Source organism: Alcanivorax sp. DSM 26293, from assembly GCF_900107995.1.
In the GTDB taxonomy this organism is placed as follows: domain Bacteria; phylum Pseudomonadota; class Gammaproteobacteria; order Pseudomonadales; family Alcanivoracaceae; genus Alcanivorax.
In genome coordinates this window covers 110,009-124,832 of the sequence record NZ_FNUM01000006.1, presented here as the reverse complement: position 1 = coordinate 124,832, position 14,824 = coordinate 110,009, and the positions used below count along the sequence as shown (strand labels likewise).

At 61.3% G+C, this 14,824-nt stretch carries 12 protein-coding genes; 7 read left to right on the top strand and 5 right to left on the bottom strand.

Annotation, left to right across the window (positions count from 1 at the left end):
- Nucleotides 1-30: 30 nt before the first annotated feature.
- From bioB to C4S63_RS11875, 7 genes are all read left to right on the top strand, one after another.
- Nucleotides 31-1,194, top strand: coding sequence for a biotin synthase BioB (gene bioB / locus C4S63_RS11905; RefSeq protein WP_103917684.1), 1,164 nt, complete (start codon nucleotides 31-33; stop codon nucleotides 1,192-1,194).
- Nucleotides 1,195-1,197: 3 nt separating this feature from the next.
- The gene (bioF, locus tag C4S63_RS11900; protein ID WP_103917683.1) at nucleotides 1,198-2,370 is read left to right on the top strand and encodes an 8-amino-7-oxononanoate synthase; all 1,173 of its coding nucleotides are present in this window, start codon (nucleotides 1,198-1,200) and stop codon (nucleotides 2,368-2,370) included.
- A 75-nt stretch (nucleotides 2,371-2,445) separates the two neighbouring features.
- A complete protein-coding gene (bioH, locus tag C4S63_RS11895; protein WP_103917682.1) occupies nucleotides 2,446-3,258 on the top strand; it encodes a pimeloyl-ACP methyl ester esterase BioH in 813 nt (270 codons plus the stop codon).
- Nucleotides 3,224-4,045, top strand: a complete 822-nt coding sequence (bioC, locus tag C4S63_RS11890) for a malonyl-ACP O-methyltransferase BioC (RefSeq protein WP_235000004.1) — start codon at nucleotides 3,224-3,226, stop codon at nucleotides 4,043-4,045. Before bioH ends, bioC begins: the two co-directional genes overlap by 35 nt.
- Nucleotides 4,046-4,201: 156 nt before the next feature.
- Complete coding sequence (bioD, locus tag C4S63_RS11885; RefSeq protein WP_103917680.1) at nucleotides 4,202-4,846, top strand: dethiobiotin synthase; 645 nt, start codon at nucleotides 4,202-4,204, stop codon at nucleotides 4,844-4,846.
- A gap of 184 nt (nucleotides 4,847-5,030) precedes the next feature.
- Entirely contained in the window at nucleotides 5,031-6,755 is a 1,725-nt protein-coding gene (locus tag C4S63_RS11880; protein WP_103917679.1) for an alkaline phosphatase, read from the top strand.
- Nucleotides 6,752-8,863 carry a metallophosphoesterase gene (locus tag C4S63_RS11875; protein WP_103917678.1) on the top strand — a complete coding sequence of 704 codons (2,112 nt, stop codon included), beginning with the start codon at nucleotides 6,752-6,754 and terminating at the stop codon, nucleotides 8,861-8,863. The genes C4S63_RS11880 and C4S63_RS11875 overlap by 4 nt, the downstream gene beginning before the upstream one ends.
- Nucleotides 8,864-9,049: 186 nt before the next feature.
- Here C4S63_RS11875 and C4S63_RS11870 read toward each other — a convergent pair whose 3' ends face one another.
- The 5 genes from C4S63_RS11870 to rsgA form a co-directional block, all read right to left on the bottom strand.
- On the bottom strand, nucleotides 9,050-10,132 hold the full coding sequence (locus C4S63_RS11870; protein WP_235000003.1) for a glycosyltransferase family 9 protein: 1,083 nt from the start codon (nucleotides 10,130-10,132) through the stop codon (nucleotides 9,050-9,052).
- A gap of 402 nt (nucleotides 10,133-10,534) precedes the next feature.
- Nucleotides 10,535-11,680: an alpha/beta fold hydrolase gene (locus C4S63_RS11865; protein ID WP_062815730.1), complete on the bottom strand. Its 1,146-nt coding sequence runs from the start codon at nucleotides 11,678-11,680 to the stop codon at nucleotides 10,535-10,537.
- Between the two features lie 209 nt (nucleotides 11,681-11,889).
- Nucleotides 11,890-12,768, bottom strand: a complete 879-nt coding sequence (gene asd / locus C4S63_RS11860) for an archaetidylserine decarboxylase (protein ID WP_103917676.1) — start codon at nucleotides 12,766-12,768, stop codon at nucleotides 11,890-11,892.
- Nucleotides 12,769-12,787: 19 nt separating this feature from the next.
- Nucleotides 12,788-13,603: a sulfurtransferase gene (locus tag C4S63_RS11855; protein ID WP_103917675.1), complete on the bottom strand. Its 816-nt coding sequence runs from the start codon at nucleotides 13,601-13,603 to the stop codon at nucleotides 12,788-12,790.
- Nucleotides 13,604-13,738: 135 nt separating this feature from the next.
- Nucleotides 13,739-14,773 (bottom strand): small ribosomal subunit biogenesis GTPase RsgA, encoded by a 1,035-nt coding sequence (gene rsgA, locus C4S63_RS11850; RefSeq protein ID WP_103917674.1) that lies wholly within the window; start codon nucleotides 14,771-14,773, stop codon nucleotides 13,739-13,741.
- Nucleotides 14,774-14,824: the final 51 nt, after the last annotated feature.

Genomic DNA, 14,824 nt, shown 5'->3' with positions numbered 1-14,824 from the left:
CCTGCTTGGATTCCCGAATGGAGAAGAAGCATGCCCGCAACCGCCAGCCCCGCCCAATCGTCAGCTACTGACGTTGCTGTACGCCATGACTGGAAACGCAGTGAGATCGACGCCCTGTTTGCCCTGCCATTCAACGATTTGCTGTTTCAGGCAGCCAGCGTGCATCGGGCCCATTTCGATCCCAATGCGGTGCAGGTGAGTACGCTGCTGTCGATCAAGACCGGGGCCTGCCCGGAGGACTGCAAATACTGCTCCCAGTCCGGCCACTACAACACCGAGCTGGAAAAGGAAAAGCTGCTGGAAGTGGCGCGGGTAGTGGAAGAAGCCCGGGCCGCCCGTGACAAGGGCGCCTCGCGTTTCTGTATGGGCGCCGCCTGGCGTAGCCCCCGCGACAAGGACATGCCTTACGTGCTGGATATGGTGCGTCAGGTGAAATCCCTGGGGCTGGAAACCTGCATGACCCTGGGCATGCTGGATCCGGGACAGGCGGAAGCGTTGGCGGATGCCGGCCTCGATTACTACAACCACAACCTGGACACCTCGCCGGAATACTATGGCCAGGTCATTACAACCCGCACCTATAACGACCGTCTCTCAACCCTGGCCAACGTGCGCGATGCGGGCATGAAAGTGTGCTGTGGCGGTATCGTTGGCATGGGCGAGCAGCGTGATGACCGGGTCGGTCTGCTGCAGCAGCTTGCGAATCTGCCGCACCATCCGGAATCCGTGCCCATCAATATGCTGGTGAAGATCGAAGGGACACCGCTGGCGGATGTGGATGATCTGGACCCGTTCGAGTTTGTCCGCACCGTGGCGGTGGCCCGTATTCTGATGCCGGAATCCTATGTGCGCCTGTCCGCCGGTCGCCAGGAGATGAATGATGAGGCCCAGGCCCTGTGTTTCCTGGCCGGTGCCAATTCCATCTTCTACGGCGAGCGGTTGTTGACCACGGACAACCCGGAAGCCAGCCACGACAAGCAGCTGTTCAACAGGCTGGGCATTCACCCTCTGGACCTCCGCCATGAAGCCTCCGACGAGGCCCACGAAGAGGTGATCAAGGCCCAGGTGGCCGAGCAACAGGCAGAAGACGCCGGGCTGTTCTATAACGCCATGGCGCAGAGCGAGGGCGGCAAACGACCGGCCAAACATGTGCTGGACAAGGACACCGGCCGTCCCGCTGCCACCGAACATTGAGCCATGGCTTTCGATCTGGCTGCCGACCTGGCGGCCCGCCGTGAGCAGCACCGTTACCGCCAACCCGTGATTCAGGACGGCCCCTGTGGCCGTTATGCGGTGGTCGAGGGACGCCGCTATCTGAATTTTTGCAGCAACGACTACCTGGGGCTGGCCAATGATCCGGCGGTGATCAACGCCTTTCAGGGGGCCGTGGCAGACTGGGGTGTGGGCAGTGGTGCCTCCCACCTGGTCTGCGGTCATCAGCGCCCCCACCAACAGCTGGAAGAGGCGCTGGCCGATCATCTCGGTCGCGAAAGCGCGTTGCTGTTTTCCAACGGTTACATGGCCAATCTGGGGGTGATGACCGCCTTGCTGGGCAAGGGCGATGCGGTTTTTCATGATCGCCTGAACCATGCCTCCCTGCTGGATGGCGGGTTGCTCAGTGGCGCCCGGTTTCGCCGTTTTGCCCACAATGATGCATCCGCCCTGCGGGGTCAGCTGCAGCGCAGTGATGCGCGCCGCAAGCTGGTGGTCACTGACGGTGTGTTCAGCATGGATGGCGACGTGGCGCCGTTGTCTGACTATGCCGCTGCCTGCGACGACAATGATGCCTGGTTGATGGTGGACGATGCCCATGGTCTGGGCGTACTGGATGCCCAGGGGCGTGGCAGTGTCGTTGCACAGGGCGTCAATGAGCGGGTGCCGGTACTGATGGGCACGCTCGGCAAGGGGCTGGGTACCGCCGGTGCCTTTGTGGCTGGCAGCCATGTATTGATCGAGACCCTGATACAATTCGCGCGGACCTATATCTATACCACCGCCATGCCGGCAGCGGTGGCGTCAGCCACCCTGGTGAGTCTGTCCAAGGCCCGTGAAGAGCATTGGCGTCGCGAAAAACTGGTTGTGTTGATTCAGCGTTTTCGGGCCGGAGCCGCGCAATTGGGTTTCACCCTGATGGACTCGGCTACCCCGATCCAGCCCTTGCTGATCGGCGCTGATCAGCAGGCCATGGTCCTTAGCCAGCAACTGCGCGAGCAGGGCTTTCTGATCACCGCCATTCGCCCGCCCACAGTGCCGGACGGGCAAGCCCGGTTGCGGGTCACCCTGTCGGCGGCCCATGAAGAAAGCGACGTGGATGCGTTGCTGGCGGCGCTGGAAAAGGTCGGATGTCGGACGTCTGACGTCGGACGCTAACCACGATAGCCGGATTATGTTGTTTGTTTTTGTCGTCAGGCCTCCGACGTCAGACGTCTGACCAAAGGAACTCGAATGCCAAAGCTGGTCCCTTTCCATAACACCTACAAAGCCACTGGCGTCGCGGATGCGGATGCCCAGGACGTGGTGCTGATCCATGGTTGGGGTCTGCATGCCATTGTCTTTGACGACATTGTGCCGGCATTGCTGGAGCGGTTCCGGGTCACCGTGGTGGATCTGCCGGGCATGGGGCAAAGCCCGCTACCCAATGATGATTACACCCTGGACTTCCTCGCCGACCAGGTGTTGGCCATCATGCCGAAAAACGCTCACCTGCTGGGCTGGTCCCTGGGGGGGCTGGTGGCACTGGCCATGGCCGAGAAGGCGCCGCAGCGGGTGCAGTCCGTGGTCACCGTGGCCACCTCTCCGCGCTTTACCGCGGCAGCGGATTGGGAGCCGGCCATGAAGGCGGACATCCTGGCCAAGTTTGCCGAGCTGTTCGATGAAGATAATGAAGGCACCCTGGTGCGCTTCCTGGCCCTCAACTGCAAGGGAAGCGTGGCCATGCGTGAGGACACGGCGCGCTTGAAGGAAATTCTCTATTTTTGTGGTTTGCCTGCCCCCAGGGCGTTGCGCGGCGGGCTCGATATCCTGCGTGATACGGATCTGCGCAGTACCCTGCCATCGTTGCCCATGCCGGTGCTGATGGTGTTTGGCGAGCACGACCATATCGTACCGGCGGCGGCCATGGCGGCGGTGGAACCCCTGATCCAGAAGGGTCGCACCGCACTGATCGAACAGGTGGCCCATGTGCCTTTCCTGTCCGCTCCCGATACCTTTACCCGGGCGGTCTATGACTTCTATCGCGACCATCAACTGGTCCACTGAGGCTGCCGTGGACAGACCTCTCAAGACGGCGGTCAGCCAGCACTTCAGTCGCGCCGCGCGCAGCTATGATGCCCATGCGGCGTTGCAGCTGGCGGTAGGGCGCTCCCTGGTGCAGCGCTTGCCTGCGCAGCTGGCGATACCGGCTGCACTGGATCTGGGCTGCGCCACCGCACCGTTTGCCCGCGCCCAGCAACAGGCCCTGCCAGGCGTATTGTGGCAGGCGGTGGATCTGTCTTCCGATATGCTGAATGAGGCCGCTGAACGGGGCCGACTCAACGACCAATACCGGCCTCTGTGCGCCGATGCGGAATCGCTGCCCGTGGAGAGTGGGTCCCAGGGGCTGGTCTTTTCCTGTTTTGCCTTGCAATGGTGTGACCCGACCCGGGTGATGGCGGAAGTGCACCGGGTGCTGGCACCGGGCGGCCGACTGTTGCTGGCGGTGCCGTTGGCGGGCTCCCTGCGGGAATTGAGCCAGAGCTGGCAAGCGGTGAATCATCGCCCCCATGTGAATGCCTTGCCAACGTTGGGCGACTGGCAAGAAGCCTCACTGCGGGCCGGGTTAGCTGACGTGCAAATTCAGCAACAGGTGATGGTGGAATATTACGAATCGGTCAAACAGATTGCCCGCCGCCTCAAGGCCACCGGCGCCGACCATGTCAGTGGCGCCAGCGGCCTGACCGGCAAGCATGCCTGGCAAGCCATGGTGGCCGAGTATGAAACCAAAAGAACCGGTCAGGGCTTGCCGTTGACGTGGAATGTGTTGTTTCTGGAAGCGGAAAAGCTTTGAGCTGCGCTGATTGGATTAAGAAAGGCCCGGACGTTCGCGGGGGGTCAGAAGTGTCTACGAGGCCGCTTGTAGGCGTTCCTCTTGAGGGACGAACCGTGCGAAGCACGGAATCGACCGCAGGGTGATCAAAGCGATAAGTTCAATCCAAGGATAGCTATGGAAAATCAGAAGCCACCCCTTCCTGCCCTCAAGGGCATCTTCTTCGTCACCGGTACCGACACCGAAGTCGGCAAGACCTGGGTAAGTTGTCGTCTCCTGGAGCGGGCCCGTGAGGCCGGGTTGAGCTGCTATGGGCTCAAGCCGGTGGCGGCGGGTTGTGAGGAAACGGCGGAGGGCTGGCGCAATGATGACGCCCTGCAGCTGATGGCGGCCAGCTCGGTGACATTGCCCTATGAGCTGGTTAATCCGGTGGCACTGAAAGCGCCAGTAGCGCCACATATCGCCGCCCAGCAGGAAGGCAAAGCGGTTACCCTGGCGCGTCTGGCGGGCTATGTACGTGGTGCCCTGAGTGCCCACAAGGCGGACCTGATCCTGATCGAAGGTGCCGGTGGTTGGCGGGTGCCGCTCAATGATCGGGAAATGCTGTCCGGCCTTGCTGCCGAACTGGAGCTGCCGGTGATTCAGGTGGTGGGCATGAAGCTGGGCTGCATCAATCATGCCCTGCTTACCGCTGAAGCGATCCAGAAAGACGGATTGCGCTATGCCGGCACCATGGCCAATTGTTTTGGTCCCATGGCGGTGCAGGAAGAGAACCTGCTTACGCTGCGTCAGCACTTACCCGGCGCCTTTGCGGTCCTCTGAAGCCGCAAAAATCATCAGCGCTTCAATGCCCGGTCATGCCCCTGTCACCTTTAACTGGGCAGTTACAGGGGGCTACATAGCACTACAGTGCAACTACCCAAGGCCCACTGTTGCGATGCAATTTCCTGCCTAATCTTGAGTCGTTATCGCGTGAAGCGCTGACGTTTCAATCAGGGGGAATTCCATGGATCGCAAACGACGTCGTCTGGTGCAGGCGCTGGGAGCAGGCAGCACCCTGGCACTGGCGGGCTGTGGCGGGGGCAGCAGCTCATCACCGGCACCGGTCAATACGCCCACACCCAATCAGCCGGACGTACCGGATCAGCCTGATGCCTTGCCCGGCGTCTCCTTTTTGCATGGTGTGGCCTCCGGAGACCCGCTTGCTGACCGGGTGATTCTGTGGACCCGGGTCACCCCGGACCTGGGCAACGGTGAGGATGTGGCTGTGACCGTCACTGTTGCCAGTGACCCGGCCATGCAGCAGACCGTTGCCTCCTATGGGGTCACCGCTTCAGCGGCAGCGGATTATTGTGTGAAGGTGGATGCGACCGGCCTGCAGGCGGACCGCTGGTACTACTATCAATTCTCGGTGGGCAAGCAGATCTCCCCGGTGGGGCGTACCCGGACTTTCCCGGCCGCCGATCGCTTTGCGGACCGTGCCCGTTTCGCGGTGGTGTCCTGTTCCAATTACCCCAATGGTTTCTTCTCCGTCTACCGGGCGGTGGCCAATCAGGCGGATCTGGATTTTGTTCTGCACCTGGGGGATTACATTTACGAGTACGGTGCCGGTGAATACGGCAACTTCCCGGAGCGGGATCCCCAGCCGCCCCATGAAATGGTGTCCCTGAGCGATTACCGCCAGCGCCATGCCCAATACAAGACCGACCAGGATCTGCAAGCGGTGCATCAGCAATTCCCCATGATTGCTGTCTGGGACGATCACGAATCTACCAACGACAGTTACCGCGACGGCGCCGAGAATCACCAGCCGCTCACCGAAGGCGATTGGGAGACCCGCAAGCAGATTGCCCAGCAGGCCTATTTTGAATGGTTGCCCATTCGTCCCCGCGAGCCGGGGAATAACAGTGTGATCTATCGCCGCTTCCAGTTCGGTGATCTGCTGGACCTCACCATGCTCGATACGCGGTTGGAAGGCCGTGACGAGCAACTGACGATCCCCGCTGACCCGGCCCGCAACAGTGAAGATCGCCATCTGATCAGTACCGAGCAGATGGACTTTCTGCTCGACAGCCTGAGCGCCTCCACCAGCCAGTGGCGCTTCATCGGTCAGCAGGTCATGTTTGCCCAGCTCAATATTGCCGAGCTGCCAACCCTGGATGAGCGTAGTGCCCAGCTGCGCGGCAATCTGTCCGCCATCAATATGGATCAATGGGATGGCTATGCGGCAGACCGGCTGAAAATTCTCAACCATATCGATGACAACCGTATCGACAATGTGGTGATTCTCACCGGGGATATTCACACCTCCTGGGCCAGTGAAATCTACCGCAATCCGGGCTCGCTGCTCGGGGATCTCTTCGACAAGCCGCTGGCGGCAGAACTGGTCACCCCGGCGGTGACCAGCCCGGGCTTCCCGGATGGTGCCGCGGAAGTGGCCGGCGCACTGATTCCGGTGGTCAACCCGCATATCCGTTATGTGGAAGCCAAATCCCGCGGTTTCATTCTGGTGGATGTGGATCGCCAGCGAACCCAGGGCGAGTTCTATTACGCGCAGAGCATCGAGTCCTTCGACCTGCGCGGCCAGATTGATACCGGCAAAACCAAGGTGGTGGCGGTGAAAAGCGGTGATAGTCGCATTGTCGAAGACCTGCCGCCCTCGCGTCCCCGTGCGCTGCGCACCGCGTTTTTCCACCCCCCTGTACCGAGTTCCAATGAGGTGATGTCATGACTTTTCCCTGGAAATTGCTGCCCCTGGTGGCGGCACTGACGCTGACTGCCTGCGGCGGCGGGGGATCTTCCGGTTCCAACCCCGCCAATAACGATGGCTCGGGGGGGAATACGGAAACCCCAAACAATCCGTCCCAGCCGGGTGACGGAGACAGCGATGATGACGGGGGCGACAATCCGGTGGCCAGCAACCCGCCGGCAGCCGTGCGGTTTATCGTGATCGGCGATTCCGGCAGTGGCTCCGCCGGTCAGTATGCGGTAGGTAAAGCCATCGCCAGCGTCTGCGAGGAAAAAGATGAGTTCGTGGGTGATATGGCGTTCCCGGGTTGTGATCTTGTCGTCGGTCTGGGTGACAATATCTATGAATCCGGTGTCACCAGCGTGGATGATCCCCAGTTCGCGGAAAAATTCGAAAAGCCTTTCGAGCCGGTGCAACTGCCTTTCTACATGGTGCTTGGCAACCACGACAACACGGCCTATGTGGGCGGTGATGGCGCCGGTAATGCCCGTGGCGAGTTCCAGGTGGATTACACCTACTTTGACGGCAAACTGTCCAACCGCTGGAACATGCCGGATCGTTACTTCCTGCACAGTGCCGGCACCACCCACACCAACCCGCGCCCGCTGGTGGATTTTGTCGCACTGGATTCCAATCCGATTGCCGGCGGCTTTGGCGATCCGGATATCGCCTATGCCTACCACACCTACGGCGTTGATCAGCGTAACTGGGTGGTCAATACGCTGGCCGGCTCCAATGCGGTCTTCAAGATCGCCATGGCCCACCACCCCTACCTGTCCAACGGCACTCACGGTAATGCCGGTAACTACGATGGTGTGCCCAGTGAGATCCTGCCAGTGCTGGCCGGCGAGCGGTGGAAAGCCTTTATGGAAGAAGCGGTCTGTGATCAGACCGACTTTTTCTTTGCCGGTCACGATCATGACCTGCAGGTGCTTGAAGCGGTACCGGAGTGTGGTCGTACCGAATTCGTGGTCAGTGGTGCGGCGGGCAAGACTCGCTCCATTGATGACCCGGAGCGCAATGTGGCCCGCTTCCAGCAGGGCGATGTCTATGGCTTCTTCTGGATGAAGGCCACCGAAGCCGACCCGGCCACGCTGGCGCCGGCCAGGCTCTGCCTGGATGCCTACGTGGTGGATCCGGAGGCGGAGGGGCTCGGTGTGATCAGCGATGGCGAACTGACGCCGGCCTATACCCATTGCTATGACAAACAGCCCATGGCGGGTATTGCTCCGGGTAATGACTTCTCCGGCTTGCCACTGGGGGAAGGTGCCTTGCCGCTGCCCTTGCCGGATGGCTTTGATGCGGACTTTACCGGGCCACTGAAAGAACTCCGTGAAACCCTGGTTTCCGGCTTCACACAGGTGGGAGCAGACCTGCCCGAAGAGCAGCGTCAGGTCTTTGATCAGATGATTGCCGGCACCGACATTCTCTTCAATGCGCTGGACGCGGCCACGGCTGCCATCCTGGAAGGCGACAGCAGCGAGATGAGCCAGTCCGTGCAGGCGGTGCTGGCGGCGGCGGAGCAATTGCAGGCCATCGATACCCGCAGTTTGCCGGCACCTTTTGATCAGCTGGGCAGTGCCTTTGATGCCCTGGCAGACGGTTTTGGCGGCGATGGCAGCGACGCGGGTGATGGCAGCACGGTGGAAGACATCGCCTTTATCGCCGGCCCGTTGGTGGCGCTGTCCCGCAACCTGAATAACATCCTCGACGGCATCGAAGAACAGGTGCCGGCAGAGGTGCCGGTGTTTGCCGGTCTGACCTCGGTGCTGTCCACGGTGTCCCTGGGGCTGGCCAATACCCTGGAGCAGCTGGTGCTGCTGGATACCAGCGCCACCGGTGAGCAACTGGTGGGCACGGTGCAGCAAACCCTGGAAAACCTGGTCAATGATGTGCTCTGGCTCAACCAGATCCCCGGTGCCGAGGAATACTCCACCTTGCCCGGCGATGCCTTGTCTTCCGGACTGCTGATCGTGGTGCGGGAAGTGACTGAGCAACTGGATGAGCGTCTCCTCAGTCCCCTGGCCCCCTTGCTGGATTTGTTATCTCCGGTTACCGATCTGCTGGCCGGGCTACTGGATGGGTTCTGATTTCCAATAACAAAAAAGCCGTCTTCCTTGTCCATAAACCGTGAGGTGGAAACGCCTCGCGGTTTTTTTTGACAGGGGAAAGCGCTCGTTGGCGCTTTGCTTGCAAAGCGATGGTATCAGCAGGCTCCGGGGTGGTTTTGACCCTTCGCCTTGCAAGCAAGGCTCCAACCGGGAAGGTGTGTCGCGTCAGGAAATACGCAATGTCTTCAGCGCGCCCAGGTGGGCGTCAGGCATCACGCCCAGTTCGTCCAGGGTACGGATTACCCGGTCTATGGTGATCCGTTGCAGACACGGGTAGCTGTCCAGGGCGCAGCTGCTGCGTTCGCAATTGCGCAGACAATGCTGCCACCGCAGTACCCGTGCATGGGGAGACAGGGGGTGCCAGAGGGTGTCATCGGTGGGGCCGAACAGGGCCACGGTGGCAACCCCGCAGGCGGCGGCCAGATGCATGGGGCCGCTGTCGTTACCGATAAACCCCCGGCTGCGTTTCAGCAAGGCCACCAGACCGGCCAGACTCAGTTGGTCGCACAAATCCATCACCGGGTCACTGAGAAAGCCCTGGATGCGGGCAATTTGTTGGCGGTCTTTCTGGCCAGCGCCAATCAGCAGCGGAGTGAGACCGGCTCGTCGCAACTGTTGGCACAGGGCAGCAAATTGCTCCGCATGCCAGATCTTGTAGGTCTTGGTGGCGCCGGCATGAATGGCCACCAGATTGTCGTTTGCCGGTCCGTCGCTGAGGATGCTGTCCAGTTCAGCCTGGCCCGCCGGGCTGTCATTCAGTGGTAGATAGTGTGCCGGTGAGTGTGCCGCCGGCCGGCTCAGGCTGGCGTAGGCTTGCCAGCGATGGCCGGACCAGTCTACCTGTGGCTGCTGTGTATAGAACCACTGGCCATGGCGGCGATGCGGGCCGATGCGCTCTGCGGCGCCACTGAGTCGCGCCAGGGTGGCAGACTTTTGCTCCCCCTCGATATCCACGACCACCTTGGAATGGAAGCGACGCATGGTCATGACCAGTTTCAGGTAACTGTGGACGCGCTGAAACAACGGCACCTGTCGTGACAGGGACTGTTCCGGGTAATACAGCAATCGCGACTCACCGGGCAGGCTCTGCTCCACCAGCGTCTGATAGCGCTGATTCACCATCAGCAGTGATTCGGGATGTGCCGCCAGCATGGCACGCAGGTGCGGCAGGGCTATCAGCAGATTGCCCATGTGGCTGCAGGGAAAAAGAATCAACAGGCGGGACATGACAGGCAGACGGTTATCCATAACATGGCATAACAGCCTAGGGGGATTGCGTGTCGGTTACATGACAACAGGCAGCTATGAGCTACGCTCGATTGGATAGGGGGGGCGGCCCCCGGCATTTCCACGAAGCCGCTGTAGGAGCGGCGCTTGAGCCGCGAACCGCGCTTGCGCGGAAATCGCCCGCAGGGCGATCAGGAATATCAGGGCTCGACAGGTTTCAAACAATGCAGCAGCCCACGCCTCTGTCCCCTCGCTACGCTCGGTTCGCACCTCAAGCGGTGCTCCTACATTGAATCCTCAAATCCTTGCCAGGGCTCGAATCGCGCCGCCAGCGACGCTCTTGCATCCCGGCTGTTCGTCAGCACGGCACAATTCGATGGGCACGGCCATGCCCGACTAGTCGCTAGCCGCTCGCCGCTGCTTTCAATCCCGCTCAATCAACCAGTCAGCAATGCGGCCCCAGCTTTGCTTCTGGGCTGCGGCGCTGCCCAGGATGCCCATGTGGCCCCCTTCGATGGTAATGAAGGTCTTGTCCTTGCTGCGGATCAGAGGCTCCATGGCCTGGCTGCATTCCGGTGTGACGATGGGATCGCTGGCGCCGGTAACGTTGAGCACGTTGGCAGTCACCCGGTTCAGGTGGCCGTCGGTGCCTTCCATGGGAAGCTGGCCATGGGCCACCACATTATCGGTCCACAGGTAACGGATGATGTCCTGAATCACGCCGCCGGGGTAGGCCACCATGTCATCCAGAAAGGCGCCGTTGGTGGCATGGGCGGAGACGAAATCCCGGTCGTGCAGGTTCTTCACCAGATTCCAGTAGCCCTGCAGGCTGCCCACCGGATTGGTCAGTTTGAAGGCCAGGCTGTTCACCCAGCCAGGGGAGCGCAACAGCCCTGCCGGTACGTCATGAATGCGCAGCCCGGTGCTGCGGCGAATCCATTTGGCGCGACGACTGAAGCGACGGTACTGGGCACCCAGGGCGCCGTTGCGATGGTAATCCGTGGGCGCGCCCACCAGTACCAGATTCTTGATATCCGGGTCCCGCCCCAGCGCGGTGTAGCAGAGGCTGAACAGACCGCCGAAACTCCAGCCATGCAGGCTGAGTTGCTGCTTGCCACTATGCTGGCGGACCTGCACCAGCAGTTTGGGCAGGTAGTCGGCAAAATAACTGCTCAGGCTCAGGTGGTTGTGGTATTTGCCGGGCCGGCCCCAGTCCACCATGTAGAGCTCGAAGCCGCGGGCACGCAGGTAGCGCACCAGGCTACGTTGCGGGAACAGATCGTAGATCAGCATGTTCACCGCCAGCGGTGCCACCAGCACCAGCGGAGTCCGCGGTGTGTCCCGGCTCACGGACATGACGGTGCCATCGGTGAGAGGGATGGCGTTTTCCTGCAGCGGTGGGTAGTAGCGCAGTTTCACAAGACCGTCGTCGAACAGGGTCTCGTAGGGCGTTTGTTCCGCCTGGCTCAGGGCGTCGGCCTGGAACAGACGGGCGCGGCCGTTATCCAGGCGTTGCCGCCAGGGGCGGGTGGTGTTGTGGAGAGCCTGTTGCAGGGTGTCAGTGATCATGGTTCCACCGGCGATGAATTCATTGGGCGGCTATTGTAGGGAAGATGCGTCAGGCTGCAGTTGCTTTGCGGACCGGGCCTGATGTCAGGCGGGACACCCGGTCAATCCGGGTCATTGAATGATCGGGCGAGATGAGGTAGACGACAGGGAGGGAAATGTTCCTGCCCGAGGGCAGAAACGGGCCGGTGGTATCGGCCCGCCGCGCCCAATCAGGCCGGGTTGTCTTGGTTGTATTGTCCCAGCTTGCCTTTCACCCTGACCAGACTGCCGGCTTTCAGGTCCGGCTCGAAGCGGGCCTTGCCTTCAGGGAACAGCAATACCACGGTGGAACCGAGCAGGAAGCGGCCCAGTTCGTCGCCTTTTTCCAGGGTAATGGGGGCGGTGCGCTGGTAGTCAGTAGTCACCACCTGCTTGGGCAGGGGCGTGACCTGACCGCTGAATACGGTTTCGATGCCGGCCACAATCATGGCTCCCACCAGAATCACCGCCGCCGGGCCGTGCTCGGTGTCAAAAATGCACACCAGTCGCTCGTTGCGGGCGAACAGATTGGGGACGCCATTGGCGGTGGCTTCGTTCACCGAAAACAGGTCGCCGGGCACATAGCGGGTTTCGCGCAGGGTGCCGGTCACCGGCATGTGCACGCGGTGATAGTCCCGGGGAGACAGATAGATGGTGGCGAACTGGCCATTGGTGAATTCGCTGGCCAGGGCGCTGTCGCCGCCGAGCAGGTCGTACAGGGAATAGTCGTGCCCCTTGGCCTGGAACACCTGATTGGCACGAATGGCACCAAGCTGGCTTACCGCCCCGTCCGCCGGGCAGGCGATGTCGGCGGCGTCAGACGCTTCCAGCGGCCGGGCGTCCGGCTTCAGCGCCCGGGTAAAGAAGGCGTTGAAAGTCTCGAACTGGTCCGGGTCCTCGATCTGGGCTTCGGACAGGTCAATGCCGAAGCGTTTCATAAAGAGGCTGATGAAGGTGGTCTTGATCCACGGTACTTCGCTACGCGCCAGCATGCCCACCAGTCGGGACAAACCATGCTGGGGAATCAGGTATTGCAGAGTAACGAAGAGCTTGTCGCGCCAGTTGTTCAAGAGATGTCCTTAACGTGGGTTATTCGGATTTTTCCGCCGGGGTATCGGGGTGGTTGCCCCATTCTGCCCAGGACCCGGCATAGCCGCGCAGGGTGGGGTAGCCGAGGATCTTGCCCACCAGCCAGGAAAAGCTGGAGCGATGGTGGGTCTGGCAATGGCAGATCACTTCCTTGTCGGGGGTGATGCCGCGGGCTTCCAGTTCGGCGCGGATCTCATCCAGCGGGCGCAGGCGCAGGTTGTTCTGCTTGTCCATGGGATCGGTCCACTCATAGTGGATCGCGCCGGGAATATGGCCGGCCTTCTGGGCAAAGGCGCGTACCCCGGAGAACTCCTCTTCCGAGCGCGAATCCCAGATCGCCACCGCCGGGTCCTGATAATGGTCCTGCAGATACGCCAGGTTCACCTCGGTCAGCGGATCATGTTCACCCACTTCATAGTCGCTGGGGGTCGGTTCGGTGGATTCGCTGCTGGTGGGGTGTCCCTCCGCCAGCCAGGCATGGATGCCGCCGTTGAGGTAGCTGTAATGCTTGTGGCCAATGGCATCCAGTGTCCACAGCAGCCGGCCGGCCCAGCCGCCGCCCTCGTCATCGTAGGCGACCACATGGGTATCCGGCGTCAGCCCCAGCTGGGAAAACAGGTCACTGAGGGTGTCGTCATCGGGCAACATGCCCGGTGCCGGCTGGGCGCCGGTCTGCAACCGCTTGAAATCCAGGTGAATGGCCCCGGGCACATGGGCCTGGACATAGATGGTGGGCTTGCTCAGGTCAATAATGAGCAGCTTGTCATCGCCCAGATGTGTGGCGAGGTCGGCGGGTTCGAGCAGCAAAGGAAGCATAAAAGACAGTTGATAGTGGACAGTTGGAAGTTGACAGCTAAAAGTCAAAACAGAGCGTCTTGGAGCGACCCATTATTCCTTATATAACCACGTTCTGGTAGCCGGGTTTCGCTGTCAACTGTCCACTATCAACTGTCAACTTGAGTAGCGTTCCCGCCCGTCTTCATCCAGCGTATCGGCGATCTGGTAAAAATTGGCCAGCCGTTCCTCGCTGATGTCGCCGCTTTCTGCCGCCATGATCAGGGCGCAGCCGGGCTCGTTGCGGTGGGAGCAGTTGCGGAATTTGCAGTGGCCGGCCAGGTCGGACAGCTCACGGTAGCCATGCAGCAGCTCGTCTTCGCTGATGTGCCAGAGACCGAATTCGCGAATGCCGGGGGAATCGATCAGCTCACCGCCGGTGGGCAGGTGGAAGAGCCGGGCGGTGACCGTGGTGTGCTGGCCCAGGCCGGAACTGGCGGACAGGTCGCCCACCTGCAGGTCGGCTTCCGGCAACACCGCATTGACCAGGGAGGACTTGCCGACACCGGATTGCCCCACGAACACACTGGTCTTGCCCACCAGGGCGTCCTGTAGCGGGGCCAGTCCGCGGCTGTCATGGGCGCTCACTTCCAGCACGGGATAGCCCAGGCGCTGGTACAGGGCTTTCAATTCGTCGATAAAGGGCCGCACCTCCTCATCGATCAGATCCGCCTTGTTGAGCACCAGGGTGGCAGGAATGTCAGAGAGTTCTGCGGCCACCAGGTAGCGGTCCAGGAGGGCACTGGAGGGTGTCGGCAAAGGGGCGAATACCACCAGCATCTGCTCCACATTGGCGGCCACCGGTTTCAGGTTGCCGTACATGTCCGGCCGTTTCAGTACCGTTTGCCGTGGCTCGATGGCCACCACCACGCCCAGGCCTTCACTTTTCGGCGGCTGCCAGATGACCCGGTCGCCCACCACCAGTTGCTCCAGGGTGGCGCGGAAATGGCAGCGCATGGCATCCCCGTCGGCGCTTTCCACGCCCACCTGCTGGCCGAAATGGGCGGTGATGGTGCCGATCTGCTCGTCGCCCAGGTCGTCCGCCACCAGGGTCTCCAGCTCCGCGTTACGGCGCTGGGCCCGCTGGCGTTTCTCTGCCTGGATTTTTTCAATGCGCCAGCGTTGGCGCCGGTTGAGCTTGCGTTTGGCCACGAGGTATTCCGGTTGATTGGTGGCTGCATGCTACCATGCCGGTACAAAGCC